The 22,931-nt window shown below is 38.6% G+C and carries 20 protein-coding genes; 5 read left to right on the top strand and 15 right to left on the bottom strand.

The genetic code is table 11. The features are described from left to right. Nucleotides 1-251: 251 nt before the first annotated feature. The gene (locus tag ACJZU6_RS06960) at nt 252-1,418 is read left to right on the top strand and encodes a Card1-like endonuclease domain-containing protein (protein ID WP_408900861.1); all 1,167 of its coding nucleotides are present in this window, start codon (nt 252-254) and stop codon (nt 1,416-1,418) included. A gap of 111 nt (nt 1,419-1,529) precedes the next feature. Here the strand turns inward: ACJZU6_RS06960 and ACJZU6_RS06955 are convergent, their stop codons facing one another. The 9 genes from ACJZU6_RS06955 to ACJZU6_RS06915 form a co-directional block, all read right to left on the bottom strand. Then, nucleotides 1,530-1,760 carry a hypothetical protein gene (locus ACJZU6_RS06955; RefSeq protein WP_080157835.1) on the bottom strand — a complete coding sequence of 77 codons (231 nt, stop codon included), beginning with the start codon at nt 1,758-1,760 and terminating at the stop codon, nt 1,530-1,532. A 194-nt stretch (nt 1,761-1,954) separates the two neighbouring features. After that, entirely contained in the window at nt 1,955-2,722 is a 768-nt protein-coding gene (udp, locus tag ACJZU6_RS06950) for a uridine phosphorylase (protein ID WP_408900860.1), read from the bottom strand. A gap of 390 nt (nt 2,723-3,112) precedes the next feature. Beyond that, nucleotides 3,113-5,683 (bottom strand): zinc/cadmium/mercury/lead-transporting ATPase, encoded by a 2,571-nt coding sequence (locus tag ACJZU6_RS06945; RefSeq protein ID WP_408900928.1) that lies wholly within the window; start codon nt 5,681-5,683, stop codon nt 3,113-3,115. A 144-nt stretch (nt 5,684-5,827) separates the two neighbouring features. Further along, the gene (locus tag ACJZU6_RS06940; protein ID WP_080157838.1) at nt 5,828-6,301 is read right to left on the bottom strand and encodes a response regulator; all 474 of its coding nucleotides are present in this window, start codon (nt 6,299-6,301) and stop codon (nt 5,828-5,830) included. A gap of 12 nt (nt 6,302-6,313) precedes the next feature. After that, on the bottom strand, nt 6,314-7,639 hold the full coding sequence (locus ACJZU6_RS06935) for an ATP-binding protein (protein WP_107275749.1): 1,326 nt from the start codon (nt 7,637-7,639) through the stop codon (nt 6,314-6,316). A 30-nt stretch (nt 7,640-7,669) separates the two neighbouring features. Beyond that, complete coding sequence (locus ACJZU6_RS06930) at nt 7,670-9,085, bottom strand: SLC13 family permease (protein ID WP_327766286.1); 1,416 nt, start codon at nt 9,083-9,085, stop codon at nt 7,670-7,672. 323 nt (nt 9,086-9,408) lie between these two features. Next, a complete protein-coding gene (locus tag ACJZU6_RS06925) occupies nt 9,409-10,860 on the bottom strand; it encodes an MATE family efflux transporter (RefSeq protein ID WP_327766338.1) in 1,452 nt (483 codons plus the stop codon). Nucleotides 10,861-11,029: 169 nt separating this feature from the next. Continuing rightward, nucleotides 11,030-11,446: a CBS domain-containing protein gene (locus ACJZU6_RS06920; RefSeq protein WP_080157841.1), complete on the bottom strand. Its 417-nt coding sequence runs from the start codon at nt 11,444-11,446 to the stop codon at nt 11,030-11,032. A gap of 250 nt (nt 11,447-11,696) precedes the next feature. After that, a complete protein-coding gene (locus ACJZU6_RS06915; protein WP_408900859.1) occupies nt 11,697-13,013 on the bottom strand; it encodes a DUF945 family protein in 1,317 nt (438 codons plus the stop codon). Nucleotides 13,014-13,252: 239 nt separating this feature from the next. On the opposite strand from ACJZU6_RS06915, the gene ACJZU6_RS06910 reads away from it, so the two are divergent. Next, entirely contained in the window at nt 13,253-14,245 is a 993-nt protein-coding gene (locus ACJZU6_RS06910; protein ID WP_080157843.1) for a 2-hydroxyacid dehydrogenase, read from the top strand. Between the two features lie 67 nt (nt 14,246-14,312). Here the strand turns inward: ACJZU6_RS06910 and dsdC are convergent, their stop codons facing one another. Together dsdC and ACJZU6_RS06900 are read right to left on the bottom strand one after the other, a co-directional pair. Beyond that, the gene (dsdC, locus tag ACJZU6_RS06905) at nt 14,313-15,221 is read right to left on the bottom strand and encodes a DNA-binding transcriptional regulator DsdC (protein WP_107275752.1); all 909 of its coding nucleotides are present in this window, start codon (nt 15,219-15,221) and stop codon (nt 14,313-14,315) included. A 103-nt stretch (nt 15,222-15,324) separates the two neighbouring features. After that, nucleotides 15,325-15,924 (bottom strand): TfoX/Sxy family DNA transformation protein, encoded by a 600-nt coding sequence (locus ACJZU6_RS06900; RefSeq protein ID WP_080157845.1) that lies wholly within the window; start codon nt 15,922-15,924, stop codon nt 15,325-15,327. 272 nt (nt 15,925-16,196) lie between these two features. Here ACJZU6_RS06900 and ACJZU6_RS06895 point away from each other — a divergent pair, with 272 nt between their 5' ends. The 3 genes from ACJZU6_RS06895 to ACJZU6_RS06885 all read left to right on the top strand — a co-directional run bounded on the left by ACJZU6_RS06895 (nt 16,197) and on the right by ACJZU6_RS06885 (nt 18,993). Continuing rightward, nucleotides 16,197-16,793 (top strand): LON peptidase substrate-binding domain-containing protein, encoded by a 597-nt coding sequence (locus tag ACJZU6_RS06895; RefSeq protein WP_408900858.1) that lies wholly within the window; start codon nt 16,197-16,199, stop codon nt 16,791-16,793. Between the two features lie 114 nt (nt 16,794-16,907). Next, nucleotides 16,908-17,825: an HDOD domain-containing protein gene (locus ACJZU6_RS06890; RefSeq protein WP_107275754.1), complete on the top strand. Its 918-nt coding sequence runs from the start codon at nt 16,908-16,910 to the stop codon at nt 17,823-17,825. Between the two features lie 268 nt (nt 17,826-18,093). Further along, nucleotides 18,094-18,993 carry a lysine exporter LysO family protein gene (locus tag ACJZU6_RS06885; RefSeq protein ID WP_080157848.1) on the top strand — a complete coding sequence of 300 codons (900 nt, stop codon included), beginning with the start codon at nt 18,094-18,096 and terminating at the stop codon, nt 18,991-18,993. Between the two features lie 80 nt (nt 18,994-19,073). On the opposite strand, the gene ACJZU6_RS06880 is transcribed toward ACJZU6_RS06885, so the two are convergent. The 4 genes from ACJZU6_RS06880 to ACJZU6_RS06865 form a co-directional block, all read right to left on the bottom strand. Next, a complete protein-coding gene (locus ACJZU6_RS06880; RefSeq protein ID WP_080157849.1) occupies nt 19,074-19,526 on the bottom strand; it encodes a YidB family protein in 453 nt (150 codons plus the stop codon). Nucleotides 19,527-19,576: 50 nt separating this feature from the next. Then, nucleotides 19,577-20,005, bottom strand: a complete 429-nt coding sequence (lysM, locus tag ACJZU6_RS06875) for a peptidoglycan-binding protein LysM (RefSeq protein WP_080157850.1) — start codon at nt 20,003-20,005, stop codon at nt 19,577-19,579. A gap of 376 nt (nt 20,006-20,381) precedes the next feature. Then, nucleotides 20,382-20,849, bottom strand: a complete 468-nt coding sequence (locus tag ACJZU6_RS06870; protein ID WP_408900857.1) for an RDD family protein — start codon at nt 20,847-20,849, stop codon at nt 20,382-20,384. 8 nt (nt 20,850-20,857) lie between these two features. Continuing rightward, nucleotides 20,858-22,477, bottom strand: coding sequence for a PTS transporter subunit EIIC (locus ACJZU6_RS06865; protein ID WP_080157852.1), 1,620 nt, complete (start codon nt 22,475-22,477; stop codon nt 20,858-20,860). Nucleotides 22,478-22,931: the final 454 nt, after the last annotated feature.

Below are 22,931 nucleotides of genomic sequence, written 5' to 3'. Positions count from 1 at the left end.
GGCGTTTTAGAAATTATCGATATTTAAGTAAAAAAAACGATTAAAAATAGACTATTAGACAAAATAACTGAATAAGTAATATTTTCGCCTTATATGTGAATTCTTAGCCTTTAAATTTTGACTTGAATTTCACACTAAAAAACCTCATATACTTACCTTATAGATGTGTGCGCACGCTTACTTTTGCATTTCTTTTATTTAATGCGCATCACAACATTACGCCCAGTATGTCGGGCGCATTAAGGATTATTATGATTACTCACGTTGGCATTATTGATCAGGATCCAGTCCGCCTGATCACTCCATTATTAGACGAAGCCGTACCTGCCGATAAAATGATATTTATTGGTACTGAAAAACAACAAGAACAATATGATCGACTCGCTTCTATTTTAACTTCACGTAATATTATTGTTGAATTTTTCATTATTCCCGACATTATCAATGTCACTCAAATTAGACAACGTTTGAACCAACTTGCCGACCAATTAAAACAAGACAGCCGTGATGTTTGGTTTAATGCAAGCTGTGGTTTACGTCACCGTTTATTATCCGCTTATGAAGTTTTCCGCTCTTTTCATTGGCCAATCTATGTCATTGAACCATTCAGTGATGAAATGTGCTGGTTATTCCCCAATGATCGCGAACAACAACAAGTACAAGATCGTATTCAAATTTCTGATTATTTAACTATTTTTGGTGCGCGTTGTGAGTTATCTGATAATCCAATGCCAGAATCTCTTAACGATCAGTTATGGGAACTGGGCCAACGTTGGACGAGTTCTGCATTAGAATTAGGCCCAGGCTTAGCAACGCTTAACTACCTAGCAACTACATGTCGTAAAGAACAAGTGCTAACTGTTGAGTTAAGTGAAAAACAGCAAGGTTATAAAGAACTAGGTACACTTCTAACCGATCTCGAAGAAACAGGCCTTGCAACATATCACGATGGTATTTTGACATTTAAACATGAAGAGGCACGTCGATTTGCTAATGGCGAGTGGTTAGAAAGCCTTGTTCACAGTACAGTGCGTGCGATTCAAAATGAGTTACCCACTATTCAAGATCACTCTTTAGGTGTGCAGGTTTACCGTAAAATTGGTGAACGTGAAGTACGTAATGAACTTGATGTAGCAACTATCGTCAATAATAAACTGCACATCATTGAATGTAAGACCAAAGGTATGCGCGATGATGGCGATGATACCTTGTACAAACTAGAATCTTTACGTGACTTGCTAGGTGGCCTACAAGCACGTGCAATGCTAGTGAGCTTCCGTCCTTTACGTCACCATGACCTCGTTCGAGCTCAAGATTTAGGATTAGCGATCATTGGTCCAGATCAACTAGGAGAGTTATACACTCATCTACATGATTGGCTTAAAGGTGCGGGTGGTCAAGCTCATAACCCAGCCTAAATCGCGAGCCATCTTGCATTAGTAAAAAAGAGTAACGATCAAAAAAGGCCTTCTTAAAGGCCTTTTTATTTCATCAAATTTTGAGAATCGCTTAATGCTGTTTGGCGTGAATTATCCAAGTCGATTAAAAACAATTCCTGCAGCTTGTGGCTTCTGTGTATGGTGCTGACCCTCATCTAAGACAAGTGTTACCGTGGTCATATTTTCCCCTACAGTTGCAATAATATCTCTTACAACAAACACATCATCTAAGTAAGCAATCTTCATCTGTAATACAGGAGAGATAGGTAATGCTATGGTCGCTTGATGTCCATTTGGAAATATAATTTTATAATCAATCATGTTTATAACTTCACTAAGCTCAACGAAATACTATTCTACAACAAAAACAACCTAATGGTTAAACTCCCCCCACTAAGTCATAGCATTATCGTGTTGTTTTCATTATACCTGTGCGCTTTTAATGCAAAAAAGCCGATAGTAATCTATCGGCTTTCTAACATACATATTAAATAAATCGCGTTATTGAAAACGTATTATTTAGTTAGCATCTGACGTGCAGCTTCAACAACAATCTTAATTGAGCGCGCTTCAGTTGCTTTTAATGTTGCGTGATCAGGAATTTCTTTTTGAGTGCGGTTAATAATAACGCCCGCAACACAACCTGCACGTAAACCAGAACTTGCACACATAGTTAATAGTGTTGCAGATTCCATTTCAAAGTTCAGCACACCCATTTCCTGCCACTCTTTCATAGAGCCTTGGAAACGACGTACTACACGACCTGAGAATGTGTCGTAACGCTCTTGACCTGGGTAGAAAGTATCACTAGAAGCGGTAACGCCAGTATGCACTGTCGCACCAGCATCATCACATGCTTGCTTCATTGCTGTTGCAACAGTGAAATCAGCAACCGCAGGGAATTCCATTGGTGCAAAGTGAAGGCTTGCACCGTCAAGACGTACAGAACCCGTAGTTACAATCATATCACCCGGGTTAATGTTTGGTTGAATAGCACCTGTTGTACCTACACGAAGGAAAGTATTAACACCCAATTGTGCTAACTCTTCAACAGCGATAGATGTTGATGGTCCACCAATACCAGTAGAACAAATAACAACTGACTTACCATCTAACTGCGCGCGGTATACTGTGTATTCACGTGCACTTGCTAGGAATTCAGGGTTTTCCATTAGGTTGGCAATTTTTTCTACACGAGCAGGATCACCAGGAATAATTGCTAACTCAGCACCGTTAAGATCCGCTTTATTAACACCTAGGTGGAACACTTTATTGTCAGACATAATGATACCCTTTAAATTTAATCGCTCTGATTGTAGGAACAGAGATGGATAATTATCGTTAATTATTGTGTTTTTTGACAGCAAACGTAATACGCAACATAACAACAACGTCTGTCAAAATCTAATGTAAAGATAACGGAAGCTGAGACTGTTTTTAGTGAGTTAAATCACATTAAACAAAAGCAATATAATTTTTAGTTACAAAATAATTGAACCGATATCACAACAAAACGTTTTCCTATCGAGCCCATCACAAAAAAAATCGTAACTTCAGCATAACGTTTACCGCTTTTATTGGTATTCAATCATAACTATAAATAAAAAAGCAGAATGGTGTTGAAACCATTCTGCTCTTCGTTATTCAGCGAATAATATTATTTATTCACCCAATTATTGCTTAGGTTTAAAACGTAATAAGCGTAACGCATTTAAAGTCACTAATGCTGTTGCACCACTATCCGCTAATACCGCGACCCACAGTCCTGTTACACCCAATATCGTTGTGACAAGGAAAATACCTTTAAGCCCAAGAGCAAGGCCAATGTTCTGACGAATATTATTTAACGTTGCACGTGACAGCTCAATCATTACAGGCAATTCAGCCAAACGATTATGCGTAATCGCTGCATCAGCAGTTTCCAGTGCAACATCAGTACCGCCGCCCATCGCAATACCGATAGTTGCAGTTTTCATTGCCGGCGCATCATTAATACCATCACCAATCATGGCAACACTATGTTCGTCATTCAATTTACGAATTTCAGTGACTTTATCAGCAGGTAATAAGCTGGCACGAAAATCAATATTGATCTCTTTCGCAATTGCAGCGGCAGCCCGAGTATTATCACCCGTTAGCATTACGGATTTAATACCAAGCTGTTTAAGTTTTTCAATCGCAACTAATGCATCGTCACGTAAATTATCTCGCCATGCAACAAGACCAACAGCTTGTGTATTACGCACCGCAACCACCAACGTTTTGCCTTCATTTTCTAACGCTGTTGCTTGTTGCTGTTGAGCCGGTGTTAAAACAATAGCCACGGGCAAACGATCAGCGGCACATAATAAGAAATTATCGCCTTCGGTGATGCCTTGAATACCACGACCAACCAAGGTTTCTCGCTCCGTTGCTTCAACCACAGTGACCTGCTGTTGTTGCGCGCGATTAACCACGGCTTTCGCTAATGGGTGCAATGAACCCGCTTCAATCGCTGCAGCTTGACGTAATAATTTCTCGTCGTCGTTATCCCAACAAATCATATCTGTTACAACAGGTTTACCTTCAGTCAGCGTACCTGTTTTATCAAACGCAACCACTTCAATATGACCCAGTTGTTCTAACGCCGCTCCCCCTTTAATTAATGCACCACGACGTGCCGCCGCAGCCAAACCTGATGTAATCGCTGCGGGAGTAGAGATAACTAATGCACACGGACAAGCAATCAATAATAATGCTAAGCCTTTATAAATCCACTCATCCCACGATTGACCAAATACCAGTGGTGGAATAATAACCACCAGTGCAGCCAATAAAATCATACTTGGCGTATACCAACGGCTGAATTTATCCAAGAAACGTTCTAATGGTGCTTTACGTGATTCAGCATCTTCAATCATATGCAAAATACGATCGATGGCATTATCGCCTTGCGCTGAAATAATGGTTAATCGCACCACTTTATCGGATGCCATGCTACCCGCCATGACTTTTTCGCCCGGTGTACGTTCAACAGGCACGGACTCCCCTGTTAACGCACTTTCATCAAAACTGGCGATAACATCCAACACTTGACCATCTGCGGGTAAACGTTCACCCGGTACCACTTCAATCACATCACCGGGTTTTAACTCCGCTGCTGATCGTTTGGTTTTAGTACCATCAGCCAAAATAACAGTGGCTTCTTCTGGTACTAAATCCATTAATGCTTTGACGCCACTACGCGCACGAGAAGCCGCATAACCTTCAAGTTGTTCGCCAATAAGGAACAAAAAGATAACCATTGCCGCTTCTGCAGTTTCACCAAGGTACAAAGCGCCAATAGCGGCAACCGACATTAATGTTTCAATTGAAAACGGTGTTCCTGATTTAGTTAAAATAATCGCTTTTTTCAAAATAGGGAATAAACCAACAATGGTCGTCAACGTAAACGCTAACAACCCTGCTTCTGCCGAAACCGTTTTATTTAAAATAAAGGCAATCACCATCATCATTGCAATAACGATCACAGAGAGATGTTGATGTAAAAAAGATTGAGTAGGTAAATCTGCGGTTTTTGTAGCAGTAGAAACTAAGGTAAAACCTGTCTGTTGTGATTTATTTTCGATCTCAGATTTTAAGCTTTCAATATCTGCTTGTTGATTATCATGAATATTTACAATCAACTTTTCAGTCGCAAACATCACTTTAGCCGTGTCGACTGAAGTTAATGACATAATGGACTTTTCAAGCTTAGCTGCGCAACTAGGGCAATCCATGCCTAGTACTTTCCAGCTAAAGGTCTTGCCATGAGCGCTATTGGTTAGAGAGGCTTCTAACGCTAATTCTTGTTCTTTACTCATCGCTGGTGTTGAACAACACTGTTTCGTATGAACATGTTCGCTATGATCATGAGTATCATGGTGGTGCGTACGCGTGGCATCTACACCATGATCATGGTGTGTATTATTTTGGGCAGGCTTATCACAATCAGAAATATGCGTACCTGTAATGGTAAAGCTGTTTTTCTTGGCTACCGGATGGATCGCATCATGTGTTGTCGCTGAACAACAACCACCTGCCGCAGGACCTTCAGTGTCATTATCACCATACCCTTCAGAATCTTTATTGGTCGAGCAACAATCAGCACTGACACTGGAACAGCAATCCGTTGTTGCTGCAACCATAGTAACCGTTGCTTTATTTGCAACGGTTGATTTTGCAGTATGAATATGATCTTTTTTATTATTACATTGAGCACACATCATCGTTCTCCTTGGGTGCTATTCGATTTTACTATTTTTGATTATAAACCTTTGAGTTAAGACCAAGGTCAAGCAACTCATCACAGTTAAGTGATAATAATTATCATAAATAAGTAAAAATACTGTTGCACCCTTAGAGATAAATTAACGTAAACGACGTAAAACTATTGTATTATCAAGCACATCACCCCAAAGCGTATAATCTAACCCCATATCAAAAATATATTCTGTCACTAATGTTCGTACACAGTTAACCAATACCTCAGTGTCCCATGGCTTTTCAAAATAGCTTTCAATACGGGCTTTATTGATCGCGGCAATAGTATCTTGATGGGTTGCTTGACCGGTTAATAACACCTTTTTAGTATGAATAAAGCGGTTATCGTTAGCCACTGCGGTTAACAATTCAACGCCACTTTTACCGGGCATAACATGGTCAGAAATAATTACCCCAATAAACTGACCGTCAGCATCCAGTTCATCCATCAACGCTAATGCTTCATCGGCTGATTCACACTCTTCCAATAAAAAAGATGGCTCAAATTCAGCTAAATCTTTTAATACTGCACTTAACACTTCACGTTGATCATCAACGCAAATAATAGTGATTTTTTCCATAATAACCGTCCCTTACGTTATCGGTAGCTTAATTCTAAATGTCGTATGTTGGTGATCACTTTTAACAACTATTGTGCCGCCATAGCTATTCACAATACGTTGAACAATGGCCAATCCCAATCCTAATCCAAATGATAATCCACCCTTTTTGGTACTAAAATTGGGATTAAATATTTTACGTCGTGTGGCTTCATCGATTATTGGTCCATTATTAGTAATTGTAACTAACAACTTATTCTTTACACTTCGAGTCGCGATTTCAATTTGTGGATTGTCAGTGTGCTCCATTGCATCGCATGCATTCTTAATCAAATTAACCCAGATCTGCACCAACTCAGTAACGCTTGCGGTTACTGGTGGTAAAATTGCAGGTCTAAGCACAACCTCCACCGCTCGCAAATTACTTTGTAATAACGCTAATGATTTATGAAGCGTATCATTGATATCAACATTAGGTATGCGGGCATGATCACCGCCACCAAGTTGTTTTACCGAACGTACAATACTTGCGGCATGGCGAGCCGCCAATCGAATATCACGTAAATCACGTCCCGTATCCCAACATTCAAGTGCGGCATTAATATCTACAAGCCAATTAGCAGGTACATCCCCACTCGGTAATGCTCGAGCAAGGATACGTGCTTGTTCTCGGCTCAAATGATATTGCTGCTGTAAAACCTTGGTACGCTCACGAACTTCTGCCGAGCTTATACTTTGACCATGATCGATACCATGTTGTAAAAATGGCATCATTTGTGGCTGGTTATCACCAACAAACTGACTAATCGCGGTTTGGATATTTTCCGTTTTACTGCTAATAACACCAATAGCATTATTGAGTTCATGGGCAATACCAGCGGCTAATTGACCTAAAGTCGTCATTTGTTCAGTGGCATACAGTTTCTGCAACGCTTTTTCTTTTTCTAGTGCTGCAATTCCCGTTAGCATTTGCCGCATTGCCAATTCATGCACCATCACTGGCATAAATTGTTCCGCTAATGGGCCATAATGTTCAGGTTCAATCGCTTGAGTTGATAAATCAATCCAAGCAATTTCACTGTCTTTTTCTGCAACAACTGTCGTTGAAGCGACACGTGTTTGTGCAAAGAAACTGTGAACACCAAAAAACATCCCTTCCTTCACGACAAACACTTGGGCACTTAAATCATTTTCTTCACTTTTTAAATACCCCGATAGCTCACCTTGTTTTACCCAATATAAGCGATCGTTATACCCATCTTGGCGTAACACCTCTGTGCCCGCGACAACAGCCATAGTCATGGTTGGATCTTGAAAATAGGTATCGATGATTCGGCGCAATGCTTTTGGTTGATTCATGCCAGCATCCTTGAATTAAGTTCATTATCCTTAAATATGATCGATGACCTGTAGTCCCCAAATCATCACAAAACTCAATAACACCCCCACAACACCAATAATAACGCCAACGCGAGCCATCTGATTACTTTCAACATGCCCTGTAGCATGCGCTAACGCATTCGGCGGTGTACTTATAGGTAATGACATACCAAGCGATGCTGCAAAAGTAACCACTAAAATCAATGTCACTTCACCACCTAAAGGCGTTAACGACACCATCGATGTTCCTAATGCCGCCATAATTGGCATTAATAAGTTTGCCGTTGCGGTATGTGACATAAAGTTAGCCATCAATAAACACAATATCGCCGCCCCAAGCAAGACCACATAAGGAGAGAAAATATCAAATGGAATACTATGCACGACTAATTTTGCTAAACCGGTTTTATCCAAGGCTAAACCAAGCGCAATACCCCCTGATACCAGCCATAGAACATCCCATGATATTTTCTTAAGATCTTCTTTATTGATGATCCCCGTTAACGAGAAAATAGCTACTGGAATTAATGCAACAGTATAAGAGTTCATGCCATGCATTGAACCCATTAACCATAGAATAATGGTGACAGCAAATGTCACATAAACCGTGATCGCTTTTGGCGTTTTAAGAAACTTCCCTTGAATTGTCAGCTCAATCGATTGTTGAGTTGCAGGATAAAGTTTATTAATCAACCACCATGCAAATACCAATAACACCGCTACAAATGGCACACCAAAGAACATCCATTCACCAAAAGTAATCAGATTTTCTCCGGTCAGGTATTTCAACGCAATCGCATTTGGAGGAGTACCAATAGGCGTGCCAATACCACCAATATTAGCCGCAACTGGAATACATAAAGCAAACGCTATTTTGCCCGGATCTTTGGCGCTAAACAAAGTAATAACTGGCGCTAAAATAGAGAGCATCATTGCGGTTGTTGCTGTATTTGACATAAACATAGAGAAAATAGCCGTGATCAGCATTAAGCCAAACATGACATATTTAGGTTGGTGTCCAAATGGTTTTAATAACACTCGCGCTAAGTTGACATCTAAACGGTATTTCGTTGCCGCCATGGCTAAAAAGAAACCGCCTAAAAATAACATAATAATAGGACTCGCAAAGGTCGCCATTATTTCGCTATAACTCATTAAATTGCCAAAATGAGGCTGTCCTTGATCAAGCCGAAACAGATACAAGCTTTTATCTGACAGTAATAATAATTCCAGCACAATAATCACAACAGACGTTGCATAAATAGGAATCGGCTCCATTACCCAACACAATGCAGCTAATAAAAAAATAGCAATAACACGTTGTTGAATAACCGTTAACCCTTCAAGAGGAAAGGCAGATGCGGGCAACAATAAAATCAGTAATGGAATTAAAATAGGTATGATATAGCGAAGATTTTGACGCATAGAGCATTATTCCCTTAAACAATAAATACGCCATCACCTTTATTTTCCTTAACCTAAAGGTGAAGTGTAATGGCTAAACTAACATTACTGACAATGGCAAATAGCGGCAGTCGCTATAAACATTCATCTACAAGCTAATAATTGTTAGTATTATTATTGTCGCTGGCTATAGCTCTTATTTCATCGAGTTAGATCAATAAAGTGATGAAATAATCACTCATTAGATAAAACAATGATCACATTTCGACAAAAAAATATCCTATCTCTATCAAAAACATAGCTGCATGTGAGCCACTTCACACAACCTATATCACCTCAATTACCTACTTTTTTAGCTCAGTGGTATTACGACTATGATCAATATCAGCCGCTAATACTTCTTCTAACACATCTTCCGTTCCCATGTAGGTGCGTGAAGAACAAAACGCCGTAACAGGAACCGATGGGGTCAGAATATCATTGTCATCCAATAGTTGTTGTTCGTGTGTCAGTCCCATCTTCTTAACTTGATGAATAACCAAACCAAAACCGATAATACCAAACACTACCGAACCAACAGCCTGCCCCATTAATACCCCCCCCGCACCCGCCAAATGTCCGCCAATTAACACAAAAGGTATGGTTCCTAAGGTTGCTTTTCCCATATTTAATGCTGTTGACCATGTTGGACGATTAAGATTATTAAAGGCGGCATTTGCCACAAATAATGCACCATTAAAAATGAAGGTCACGGCAATAAAGCTACAGAATATACCGACAATTTCAGCCGCATCACCCGTCAGGCTAAACATCGCAATTAATATATCTTGTCCAAACCAAAGTAACAGCGAAACACCAACGCAATAAACCGCCGTAAATAACATTGCATCACGTAAGATTTGATTAATTCTATCCCACCGTTCAGCACCAAAATTTTGACCAATAATCGGCCCAACAGCACCAGATAAAGAGAAAACCAACGCAAAACAAACTGGCATAATGCGCCCAATAACCGCATAACCTGCGACAAAACTTTCACCAAAATGGGCAATATTACTGGTCACAACAGCGTTACCAATAGGGGTTGCAGTGTTGGTAAGTATTGCTGGCAAGGCTATTTTAGCCACTGTTGGTAATGCCAGTTTAAAGCTCGTAAGATCAGGTTTGGCTATTAATTGATGCTTATAGACCACGGCATACAAGGAAAAACACATAACAGCTAATCGTGCAAATACAGATGCAATTGCAGCACCTTGCATACCCATTGATAAACCGAAAATAAACAGAGGATCTAAGACCGCATTAACGCCCCCGCCAATAAGTGTTGCGATCATTGAACGTCGAGCATCGCCAACCCCGCGTAATGCCGCTCCCGCAGACATAGAAATCGCAATAAATGGTGCGCTGGGCAATAGAATCACTAAATATTGAGTAGCGGCTTCAGCTACAGCCCCTTTCGCGCCAATTAAATCAAGCAAGAGCGGCAACTGCCATAGCATCAAGCTCACGACAGTAATGCTGATAATAACGGCAAAAATCATTACATTGCTGGCCATCATACGTGCTTGTTGACGATCATTTTTACCTAGTGCGCGTGAGACTAATGCCCCCGCAGCAATCGATGTACCGATAGAAATAGAAGTAGAAAAAAACACCAAGGTTCCAGCAAAGCCAATGGCAGCAGCAAGTTCAATTTGCCCCAACATGCTAATAAAAAACATATCGAGCAAATCAACTAAAAACAATGCCATTAAGCCAATCGCACCCGTTCCTGACATCACCACAATGTGGCGCATAATAGAACCAGTTAAAAATTTAGCTTGGCTATTCTCTGCTGTATTTTCTTTGTTCACAACATCTCCAAATCGGCATTATGACACTCGAAAATAAGGCCATAACAATCAAAAAGAAAGGCGCTCTGAGCGCCTTTTTTGTTACTAATCTACAAATATGTTTATATATTGATCACAATGGATGCTTAAAGCAAGCCCCAATCTGATTACTAATTGCCGTTAGCACATCACGACGTGTGATGACCCCCACTAACCGACCATCATCAACAACAGGGTATATTTTAGGCTTTTGCCCAGTCATGGTTTCAGCTAATACAATGATTGTGTCATCCCCAGACACGGTTAACACATCAACGCGCATACACTCACTAACAGTATGACTATCTTGGCAGTGATAACCTACTTTAAGGAGTTTATGGATCATATCTTGTTCCGATATAAAACCGACCACTTGCTTATGCTCATTAACAACCGGTCCACCAATCTGTTTCGCTGTTAGTAATTTATCTAGTGCTGCGGATAACGACATACCTTCAGTAAATGTAACCGGACGAATATTCATATAGTCTTTTACTTTTAGTGATTCCATAGCTTCCCCCCACCATACTGTATCCTGCTGTGGATCAGATTTAATCCTTTGATATGCTGTTTAAAATAAACCTGTACCTATAACATTAAGTTAAGTCTAAATATCTGGTTTTACTAAATATCAATGTTCCATTTTAAACATATTTATCAAAAAAAATGGTAACAACATGATAATTAACACTTTTACACATCAAAAAAAACGCTTACTCAAAAGGTAAGCGTTTTATTATCTCTAACCCACCCAAATTAAATTAGTGCAGGAATAATGCCATCATTGCTAATGGTAATTTTGCACCAGAAGAAAACTCCAATTGATCAGCAATAATTTTTACCTGTAACTGATAATTACCATCTTGCTTAGTGACAATTTTTTGATTCACTAATACAGGCAATTTCGCCGCTAATAACGGCTCTTTAGCCACAAGTGCTGCAGGAATTACTATATTGATATTACCGCTCACTTGATCAGTCACTGCCGTCAAATTGGTCGACGCATGTTCTAACCCTGATTTAATATTAAGCAGCAATTGTGCATTAACCGTGCCTTCTGGCGTTTTTACACTTAGTTGTGATAAATCAACTGTTGCACCATGAGCGATCAATAAATCTAACGCTACCATTGCTTGCTTAATCTGTGCTGGATCTTGAGCTGCTTGTGGAGATTGCTCCATCGCAGCTAACTGACTAATGGCTTTATAATTTAAATCTTTTAACGCTAACTTAAAGGCAATGTCTTGATAATGTTGGCCATCAAGCGTCGTTAATGTTGCCACTTGGATGGTATTAGTATTGGTAACTTGTTGGGTATCTTCTGTTGGTGTCTTTTCACCGCTAGGCTGACTTAAGGCGTTATTCATTGCAACATTAACACCATTAATAGCAATAAATTGGTTTTGATCAGCAGCGGTAAATTTGGCATGTTCTAAACTAAAGGTTTGATGTCCAATCCAAAAATTACCTTGCATTTGGCCTTTGCCTTCACCATTAATACCTTTGACGACCATACTTTCTTTATCAGGGGTCGCTATGGTTAATTGTGGTAAATTATAGCTAAATTGACTCTTACCATTTTCAGGATCAAATTCACCTTTCATCAGTAATGTTTTACTGATCGCTGTCATACCGTCATCATGGGTGTAATCCATTGGATTGATTGTCATCACAAAATGGGTTGTCCCCGTAAAACCGGAGTCTGTGACAATTTGCATTGGTGCAACATTCTTGCCCCAAATTTTGTTAACTAACGGTGCTAACTGCTTATCGATCACGAATTCACTGGTTGATTTAACGCCTAAAAAGCCATTATCAATATGATGACTAACTAACCATACAGTCGGTAAACCTTGTTCTGCAAACTCCGCTTTTAATTGATTTTTAAGCTCAATACGCGATACCGCATTTGACGATAAGTAGCCTCGTTCAAAACTTTTATTGGTAATAGACAGATAAGGGCTATGGTAGTTTTCAACCGCCCCCATGTAGATACTCTGCCCGATTTGACCTGTTGCCAATGGGCCACATGCAATGATCGCAACAGCGCCTGCACTGGCAAGAATTTTTTTCAACATATTGAATCCCAAAAATAAAGTAAGTTGCAACGAACAATCTAAATCATAACATGAACCACTTCGTCACAGCAGCATAACCATAACCGTTATTTTAGTATGGTTATTTTGTCATACAAATGATTTGCTATTTACAACAGAGTTGTTATCTTGATCACATAATAACCGTGTAAGTTAGTCAGATATTAAGACTTTATACTTAATAATGACTGAATAACAGACTGTGTTTTTGGAGTGATATTATGAAAATAGCTGTGTTTAGCACCAAAGGGTATGACCAAAAATCATTTGCTCATACTAATAAACAATTCCATCAACAGCTCACTTATTTTGAATTTCAACTCAACCATCACACGGCAAAAATGGCTGAAGGTTTTGATGCTATTTGTGCTTTTGTTAATGACGACCTAAGCGAGCCAATTCTCAAAATATTAGCCGAGCAAGGGGTGAAAATTATCGCGATGCGTTGTGCAGGCTTTGATCGCGTTGATCTTGAAGCCGCAAAAGCACTCAATTTACAGGTCGTTACTGTTCCGGCTTACTCTCCAGAATCCATTGCCGAGCATACCCTCGGACTGATGTTAAGCCTTAACCGTCGTATTCACCGAGCTTATCAGCGAACGCGTGACGCCAATTTCTCATTAGAAGGCTTAACGGGTTACAATTTCCATGGTCGTACTGTTGGTGTTATTGGTACCGGGAGAATTGGTATTGCGACAATTCGTATTTTAAAAGGTTTAGGCATGAATATTCTTGCTTATGACCCTTACCCAAATCCCATTGCACTAGAGCTAGGCGTTACCTACTGCACGCTTGATGAAATTTACGCGCAAGCAAATGTAATCACCCTTCATTGCCCAATGAGTAAAGAAAACTATCACATGCTAAACCGTAAAGCGTTTGCAAAAATGCGTCGAGGAATGATGATAATTAATACCAGTCGTGGTGGTTTACTCAATTCTAGTGATGCAGTTGAAGCATTAAAAAGTGGTATTATTAGTTCATTAGGTGTTGATGTTTACGAAAATGAAAAAGATTTATTCTTCCAAGACAAATCAAATGACATTATTCAAGATGATGTTTTCCGTCGTTTATCATCGTGCCACAATGTGCTATTCACTGGCCACCAAGCCTTTTTAACCGAAGAAGCACTGGGCAGTATTGCGCAAACAACATTAGAAAGCTTATCTAGCTTTGAAAAAGGTGAGCTATCAGGTAACGAGCTCATTAAATAAAAAATAAAGAATATGTTTCACCCAAAAGGCGCACCATGCGCCTTTTTTGATCATGGTGATTAGAATATTAGCTATTAATCTCACTAAATAACCAATCTTTAAATGCTTTTATCTTGGGCGAAGTTTGCATCTCTTTGCGGCAAACAACATAGTAGCTATGGGCTGAGTTCATCGTCATATCAAAAGGTGACACTAAACGAGATGTAGCAAGTTGTTCGGCAACAAATGATTGTCTTGCCATTGCCACCCCCATCCCCGTAGTTGCTGCTTTAATCGCTAAATCTGCGCGATCAAACGTACAATTATTATCAGGTAATGCGACATTGAAATATTGAGCCCAAAATTGCCACTCATCATTTCTACCCGCCCTCGCCCATGGCGCAGCATCGTGTAATAATAAGCAATGCATCAAATTCTCAGGCTGGTCATACAGTTTATTTTTTAAGGCGTAATCATGACTACACACAGGGAACATGGTCTCTTCAAGTAACTTATCTACCGCGAGATTAGGATAAATACCATTACCAAAATAAATCGCACAATCATAACTTTCGATCTGAAAATCAACTAAATCATTTCTCGTACGTAAATGAATACGTAAGTTTGGGTATTTTTCAATAAAAGACGTTAAACGAGGCACTAACCATGTTTGGGCAAAAGTCGGAGGAGCTGAAACGGTTAAATCGCCACATAGCTCCGTACTTTTTAAATCACGAATTTCATGAATAATATTGCCAAAATTAGACGCTAAAACTTGCTTTAATCGCTGACCTTCATCGGTCAAGACTAATTTTCGATGCTGTCGAATAAATAACTGAACATCTAAACTGTCTTCAAGATTCTTAATCTTATGACTGACCGCACTTTGCGTTAAACACAAAATTTCAGCAGCACGAGTAAAACTCATTTGATCTGCTGCAATCAAAAAACAATGTAATCCAGAAAGAACAGAACCTGACAACTTAGATAATTGCATACTTTAGCCACGACAACATAATTGTTGCAAGCATAGCAAAAAAATCACTGATTCTCAGCTACATCATCTTAAATAGACTTACATTATCAATTAGCTATCTCTATTAATGTGTTTGTTGACGATATTCATCAAGTAAGCGTCGCTTATGATCTTCGCTTAATAGCTGCCAGTGACCACCTTGAATAGCACCTGCAAATATCCATAACAGTTTATGATCTAATTCTTGGCCATTATGTTCGCACACACGCCTAAACACATTAACGGCACCCGCATTAAAAAAAGTATCTACATCCAAAACACCGGCTTTTTTTACCATTCGCTCTAGTGTTAAGCGCATATTAGGTAAATCACGCAAACGACGATTTGATTCAGAAGATCTAAAATTTTTATCTCGACAAGAAAAAGCAATTGATTCTTCGACAAATGAATCACATTGAGATTGATCCGTTAAAAATAGGGTTTTAATTTCATAATAATTAACGGTAGCTGTTTTACTTTTTTTTATATGTCTAAACTTTTCGCAACCAGATTTAATTAATTTCTCGTCAAGGTCATTCCCTCCACGAATATACATTGACGTCGGTGTAACAATGGCAAACATGGCACTATTAATAAAAATACCCGTACCACCAAACATTGATCTTTTTTCTTGTTGGCCAAATTTAGATAAATAATTCAAGTAATCATCTTTTATTGACGTCATAACTTATGCTCCAGATATTATCCATAACAACTAAAAACACACCAAATATTTACCATTAACAATGTCAATCATTTGACGAGCTATTTTATGCTCATAGCAACAACAGATGATACAACTAGCATTCGAATATGAGATTGCTCCCATATTTTTAGTCGAAAATTTATGAAACAAATTAACAATTAATCATTTTTTATACTTACTCTCAGTTAAATATACAGTGCTAACCTTAATAAGGTTTCTTGTAAGCGACATAAAGACGACAAGGATAAACTATGAATACCATCGCATTATTACCTCATAATGGACATTTATTACCCGGAGGACGGTTAAAAATTATTATTTCAAGAGTCTGTGATATTCGAATGGTAACCGAGGCAATCGCAAATAATGAGGCATTCGCCTTAGGGATGATAGACCGAAATACCGCACTAGAAACAGTGACTAATATTCCAGCTATTGCAACAACGGCAATAATTCGAGATTTTAATACGGTAGCTGGAGGATTCTTGGAAATAATCGTTGAAGGTACGAATAAAATATCAATTTTAGATCTTACAATGGCACATGATAATTTACTAACAGCAACCTATGAACCTCATTATAATTGGCCAAGTATTAAAATAAATGCCGAGAACCAAATACTCACTGACAAGCTAAAATTGTTGTTTCTATCAATGCCAGAAATAAGCCAACGTTATCCACAACCTAACTATCAAGATGCAACTTGGGTTTGCCAACGTTGGTTAGAAATATTACCAATCGGAATAAAACAAAAGCAAACGTTAATCCATCATCCAACCGCAGAGATTACAATTAACTTCTTATTACAGCTGCTACAAAACCATGACTTAATTAATAATTTAAAATAACACCTTTATTAAATGAGCCAAGCGTTAACTGTGTCAAAAAAATAGCAGCTTATACTTTGTACATGAAGTAACAATGCGTACACTCATAACACCTCTTTCCACTGTAATATTTCAATGTCACATTTATCTTTTTTTTGGCTAGAAGCTAATAACCAGCATTATATTCGTGCTATTCAGTCAGATCTTTGCCATTCAATAAAAAAAGCAGCACGTTATAACAAGTTAACTTTACCATCCATTCCTGATACGCTATTAAAATTGAATATATTGTGTAAAGATCCCGAAACAACAGTCCATGATGTTGCCACCTTATTACTGGATGATCCTGTACTAACTGCAAACATTATTCGAACCGCAAACTCCGCAATATTTAATCGTCGTAATATTATTTGCCACGATATTCTCACGGCAGTATCCCGCTTAGGTATTATTCGAATTAGAGATATTATTACAGCTCAAATAATTTATTCTTTAAAAAATACCTCTATAGAAAATATTGAATGTAATTTATTGCTTAAAAATAGTGCTTTCCATTCACGTCAATTCGCTGCAACGATGGCGCTTATTTGCCAAAAGATGCATCTATACAGTAGTAAGCCCTTTAAACTTGAACCCGATAAAGCATTATTGACAGGTTTGCTAGCCGACATTGGCTTATTTGGCTTGATTAATGAATACTCACAATTTATTAAACAAGGTAATTATCTTGATTTTAATATTGCTAAATATATCTTCCAAGATAACTGTGCATTAACCAGTAAAATCGTCCTCAAACAATGGGGATTTGATGAGGATTATATTGCGGTCGCAACCAATACCATATCTCCTCATCATGATAGTGAGATCAATTATTTAACTATCGCTCGAATGGCACATCACTTATTACTGTTTAAAACCAATGATGCCGCTATCAATGAGCATGAAATAGAATTAGATCTTACTGGGGCTGAAGTGATGTATGAGTTAACCAATATGCCTGAAATTGAATTTGAAAAGCAGCTGCAACAAATAACCCATAGCAGCGGTATTTAACACGTTTAACAGAACCCCCTATCACTTCTCTACGTTCGTCTAATCTCCCTATTAGACGATACGTTTTGACACATATACATACACTTTTAAGATAATTTCACTAGTTCTTTCCTGTTGAAATATATACTCTTTCTATTCTTCTATGTTATATTCGTCACAAAATAAACGCTTAATCTTTAATCACTTATTATGATGTTGTTACAACAATCTTGTATTAAGATATTCAGCGAGTCACTTTCAGCGCAGTTTTATACATATAAGGATGAATATGTTATCGGGGATCCTACTCATTTTTTTACCTTTGGTCTTGGGATATTTAATTCCTATAAAAAAAGCCAATATTCTTGAGTTTATCAACACACAAACAAGCCGTTTGGTATTGGTGATTCTCGCGTTAATGGGATTAAGTTTAGCCGGACTCGATAACCTCAGTCAGAATTTAGGTCAGATTCTGCTGTATACCTTTACTTTTTTTATCTCTATTTCAGTCTGTAACCTACTCGCTTTACCATGGCTCGACCGTTTATGGCCAACACCCACATCACATATACATCGAAAGTTACCGCTAACAAAAATGATGCTTGAATCAGGAAAATTAGTTGTGGTGGTGGCGCTTGGTTTAATTGTTGGATTGTTATTAAACCTTGATCTGTCATGGGTAGAACAAGCCAGCGAACACATTTTATTATTACTGTTATTTTTTGTTGGTATTCAACTTCGTAATAGCGGCATGACACTGCGACAAATTATCCTCAATAAAAAAGGCGTTATCATTGCTGCGGTCATTCTCGTAACATCCTTATTAGGCGGTATTATCGCCGCACTGTTACTTGGCATTCCAATTAATAACGGCTTAGCAATGGCATCAGGCTTTGGTTGGTATTCATTAGCTGGAATATTAATTGGTGACGGTTTAGGCAGTATTTATGGTGGGGCGGCATTCTTAAATGAGCTTCTACGTGAAATGTTAGCGTTAATAATGATTCCACTACTTATTAACCGTTATCCAAACACCGCAATTGGTTATGCTGGCGCAACAGCTATGGACTTTACCTTACCTGTTATTCAGAACTGTGGTGGCATTCGTTGTGTGCCTATCGCCATTGTTAGCGGGTTTATTCTAAGTATGTTGGTGCCTATTTTAATTCTCTTTTTCCTATCACTATAAAAATAAAAACCTCAGCCAATTAAGCTGAGGTTTTATATCAAAGTGCTCATTATCAATCACAGTGATTGAGTTAATTTAGCTTATTTTTTACCGAATAAACTTGCAGCCATATTGAACAAACCAGACACACCACCAACGGCATTTAATAGTTCACCGGCAACTTCACCTGCAGGGCTCGCGTTATCAACCATAGCAGGCAGCGCTTCACTTAGGCCGGTTTTAGCCTCTTGTTCTGGAATATTCAATTCATTCGCAAAATCAGACAGCTGAGAACCTGAAAAAATATTACCAATATCATCGGCTGAAATCGCACTGTTCTCACCATTGCCAAGCCAGCTCTGCAATACATTAGCAAGACCGGCACCATCAATAGATGACAATAGTTGTCCTAAATTTGCACCTTGACCGTTCTCATCACCACCAAGTAAACGAGACAGTGCTGAGACAATAGAACCTTGGCTTAATCCACCGGTATTTGCTTGTGACTGACTAAATAACTGTGCACCAATTTCTAATATTTTTGCAATATCCATGTATATCCTCATTTACTTATTAATGTGAAGTGACAAATGTTTATGCTTTATTATGCCTGAGTAATACGCAGCTTTTGTCCAGCGAAAATCAAATCTGGGTTTTGAATAACTTCTTTGTTTTCTTCAAAAATTTGCTCGTACTTAGCACCATTGCCTAGTGTTTTCTCGGCGATTTTCCATAAGCTATCACCCTCTTCAACAACATAATAAGTTACATTGCTTGTCTCTTCTGGCGCTGAAATATTATCAACAACACTTGCAATACCTTGAGTGTTACCTGCCATTAAAATAGCTTTTTCGCGTGCAGCAGCTGAATCAGCAGCGCCCGACAAGGTAGCAACGCCATCTTCCACACTTACCTGTAGATCACTGATACCCGGATTATTATCTTCAATATGTTGAGTAATTTTTGTTGGTGCTTCATCTTCATTAGAAAATAATTTATGGCCAATATCACGAGCAAAATCTAATAAACCCATTTTTTTCTTCCTTTATTAACTGTTTTATTTTTAATGCAGATTATTTGTATAGACGCTAAAAGAGTAATGACCCAACCTATTAAAAGATAGCACTCAACAGTGAAACCTATCTTTCCAATAATGAAAAATAGATGAAATTTAATAAATAACCAGAATTTTTCGCTATAAATTTAACCCAAACACTTAGACTAAGTATGATATTTATTCGAAACGAACTATTCATAGCAAAGTGCAATAATATAAAACACTGTTTAAATAAAGCACCAATAATTGCATAAAAAACCAACAATCTTGTACTTGCCTGCAACCATCGATAAAAAACACATAAAAAAAAGCCACAGCATAATGCTGTGGCTTGCGTATTTATGGTGATAACTTAGTGCAATACGACTGTCGTATGGTTGATACGATCATGCCAAGGTAAATGTGAGAAAGCTAAATATTGAGCTCCACAATAGAGTGGATATAATCCCAACGTTGCGACACAAAGGTAAATTTTATTAAACTCACGCTTTAAGTAACGTTGCTTCGTCAACGGTTGATCATCTGTCGTTACAACCTGAACGCTTAATAAGTAACGTGATAGTGACGTTCCTAATAAACGGTAACAGATCCATTGATAGCCCATAAAGACACCAATAAATAACAGCATTAATCCCATAAACAATAACAATAATGCGGGTAATGCCATGGTATCGTTTAACGAAAGCGTCGCGCCAGTACCATTGGAGATATATGCAATAATACTAAGGTAGATGTTACGACCAACCATCGCGAACATCTGCACAATTGCCATATCTATCATGAAGGTACCAATACGTCGGTATTTCAATTTAAAGCTCATTAGCGTTCTTACTTACCTAGTTTCGCGTTAATCTGTGCTTTAAAGCCAGCAGCTTGTGCACCATAGATAGCTTGAATACCTGTATTACCAATCTTCACTAAACCCTTCGCACCTAAATGCTCGGTCCAATATTGGTTGTCTTTTACTAAATCACCATCTTTAACAGTGATACGTAAACGAGTGATACATGCATCTACATCAACGATATTATCTTTACCGCCAAGTGCATCAATCATCTCATCAGCTTGAACGTCATTTTCGCCACCCGCTGCTTTTGATGCGTGGTAATCTTTCTTACGTACAACGGCAACAGCACTACCCTTACGACCAGGTGTTTTCACATCAAACTTCAGAATAAACCAACGGAACAAGAAGAAGTATACAGGGCCGTAAATTAGACCTAGTAATGGAATGTAGTACCAATGGTTTTCAGTACCTGTAAGACCTGGCAACATACCAAATAAAGCGAAGTCAATGAAACCACCACTGAATGTCATGCCCACTTTAACCTGTAGCAAGTCCATGATCATAAATGATAGGCCGGCTAGTGGCACGTGGATAAAGTAGTAAAGTGGCGCAGATAAGAATAGGAATGTAAATTCGATTGGCTCAGTAATACCGGTTAGGAACGCTGTTAGCGCAACAGAAAACAGTAGACCACCAACCGCGGTTTTATTTTCTTTATCTGCAACAGTGTACATAGCGTAAGCGGCTGCTGGTAAACCAAACATCATGAATGGGAATTTACCCGTCATAAAGTTAGTTGAAGAGAACTGTGAGTAATCACCATTCGCTAAAGAACCAAAGAAAATGTTTTGCGTACCCTTAAATACTTGACCTGCGATTTCAGCCGTACCACCAATTTCTGTCTGCCATAATGGAAGATAGAACACATGGTGTAGACCAACAGGAATCAATGCACGCTCAATAATACCGAAAATAAACGAAGCAATGTAACCATGACCAGACGCAGTCATTTCACCTAGCGTTGCACCGATAGAACCAAATGCAGCACCGATGTAAGGCCAAACAAAGACTAATGCGATACCGTAAAATAATGCAGAGAATGCACTAATAATTGGTACGAAACGTGCGCCACCAAAGAAGCCTAAGAATTCAGGTAACTTAATAGCGTGGTATTTATTGTGAAGCACAACAGTAATACCACCAGCAATAAGACCACCAAATACACCCATACTGAGTGTATTATGAATACCAAGCACATCAGCAAGTACGCCAGCATAATGGGTACCCATTAATATCACTGTGTTGTTGGTAGTATCAACCATACCTGCAACAGTCAGTGTTTTTGCAATCGCAACGTTCATTACAAGGTATGCAATAGTAGCAGCAAGTGCTGCTGCACCCTTTTCTGCACGCGCAAAACCGATAGCAATAGCAAGTGCGAACATTAATGGTAAGTTTGCGAAGACGATACCGCCAGCTGCGGTCATAACCTGTAGGAAACTATTTAAAAGTGTTCCGTCTTGCAAAATACCGATTTGGTACGCTTCAATCATACTTTGGTTAGTAAAACTACCACCAAGCCCCAGCATAATACCAGCGGCTGGTAGCAAGGCTATCGGTAGCATTACTGCTTGGGATAACTTACTGAAAAAGGCTTTCATTACCTTGTCTCCTCGAGATGGACTCTACACTTGTCGATGAAATAAATATAAGACTTTAATTACGTCTCTTTTTCTAAATCATTTTCAAAAACAAATAAGCAGGTGATGAACACTTTCGCAGTTAGAGACCAGCTCCAATTACCATCGGTAATTGCGTTAGTGAACATTGTTTGCTCCTGAGTATATTTATTTTGAAATAACACTAAGCACTAGCGACATACCCCCGTAGTCATTTGCTAATACTTATTCAGTACTATTTCAGGCATTAGTATAAAATGCGTCGAATAATATAACTTGATGACTATCAAAATTACTAATAAGCAATAAAGTATAATTCCAAACTATAATGCAGATCACAATGAAACAAATGCAATTAAACGCCACCAACAAATCGCAACATAATGATTATAAAGGTTAAATAATCACAAAAAACGCCTTTTTCAACAAATTTCAC

Source organism: Photobacterium piscicola, from assembly GCF_046058925.1.
Lineage (GTDB): Bacteria > Pseudomonadota > Gammaproteobacteria > Enterobacterales > Vibrionaceae > Photobacterium > Photobacterium piscicola.
This window is presented reverse-complemented; position numbering and strand designations above follow the sequence as displayed.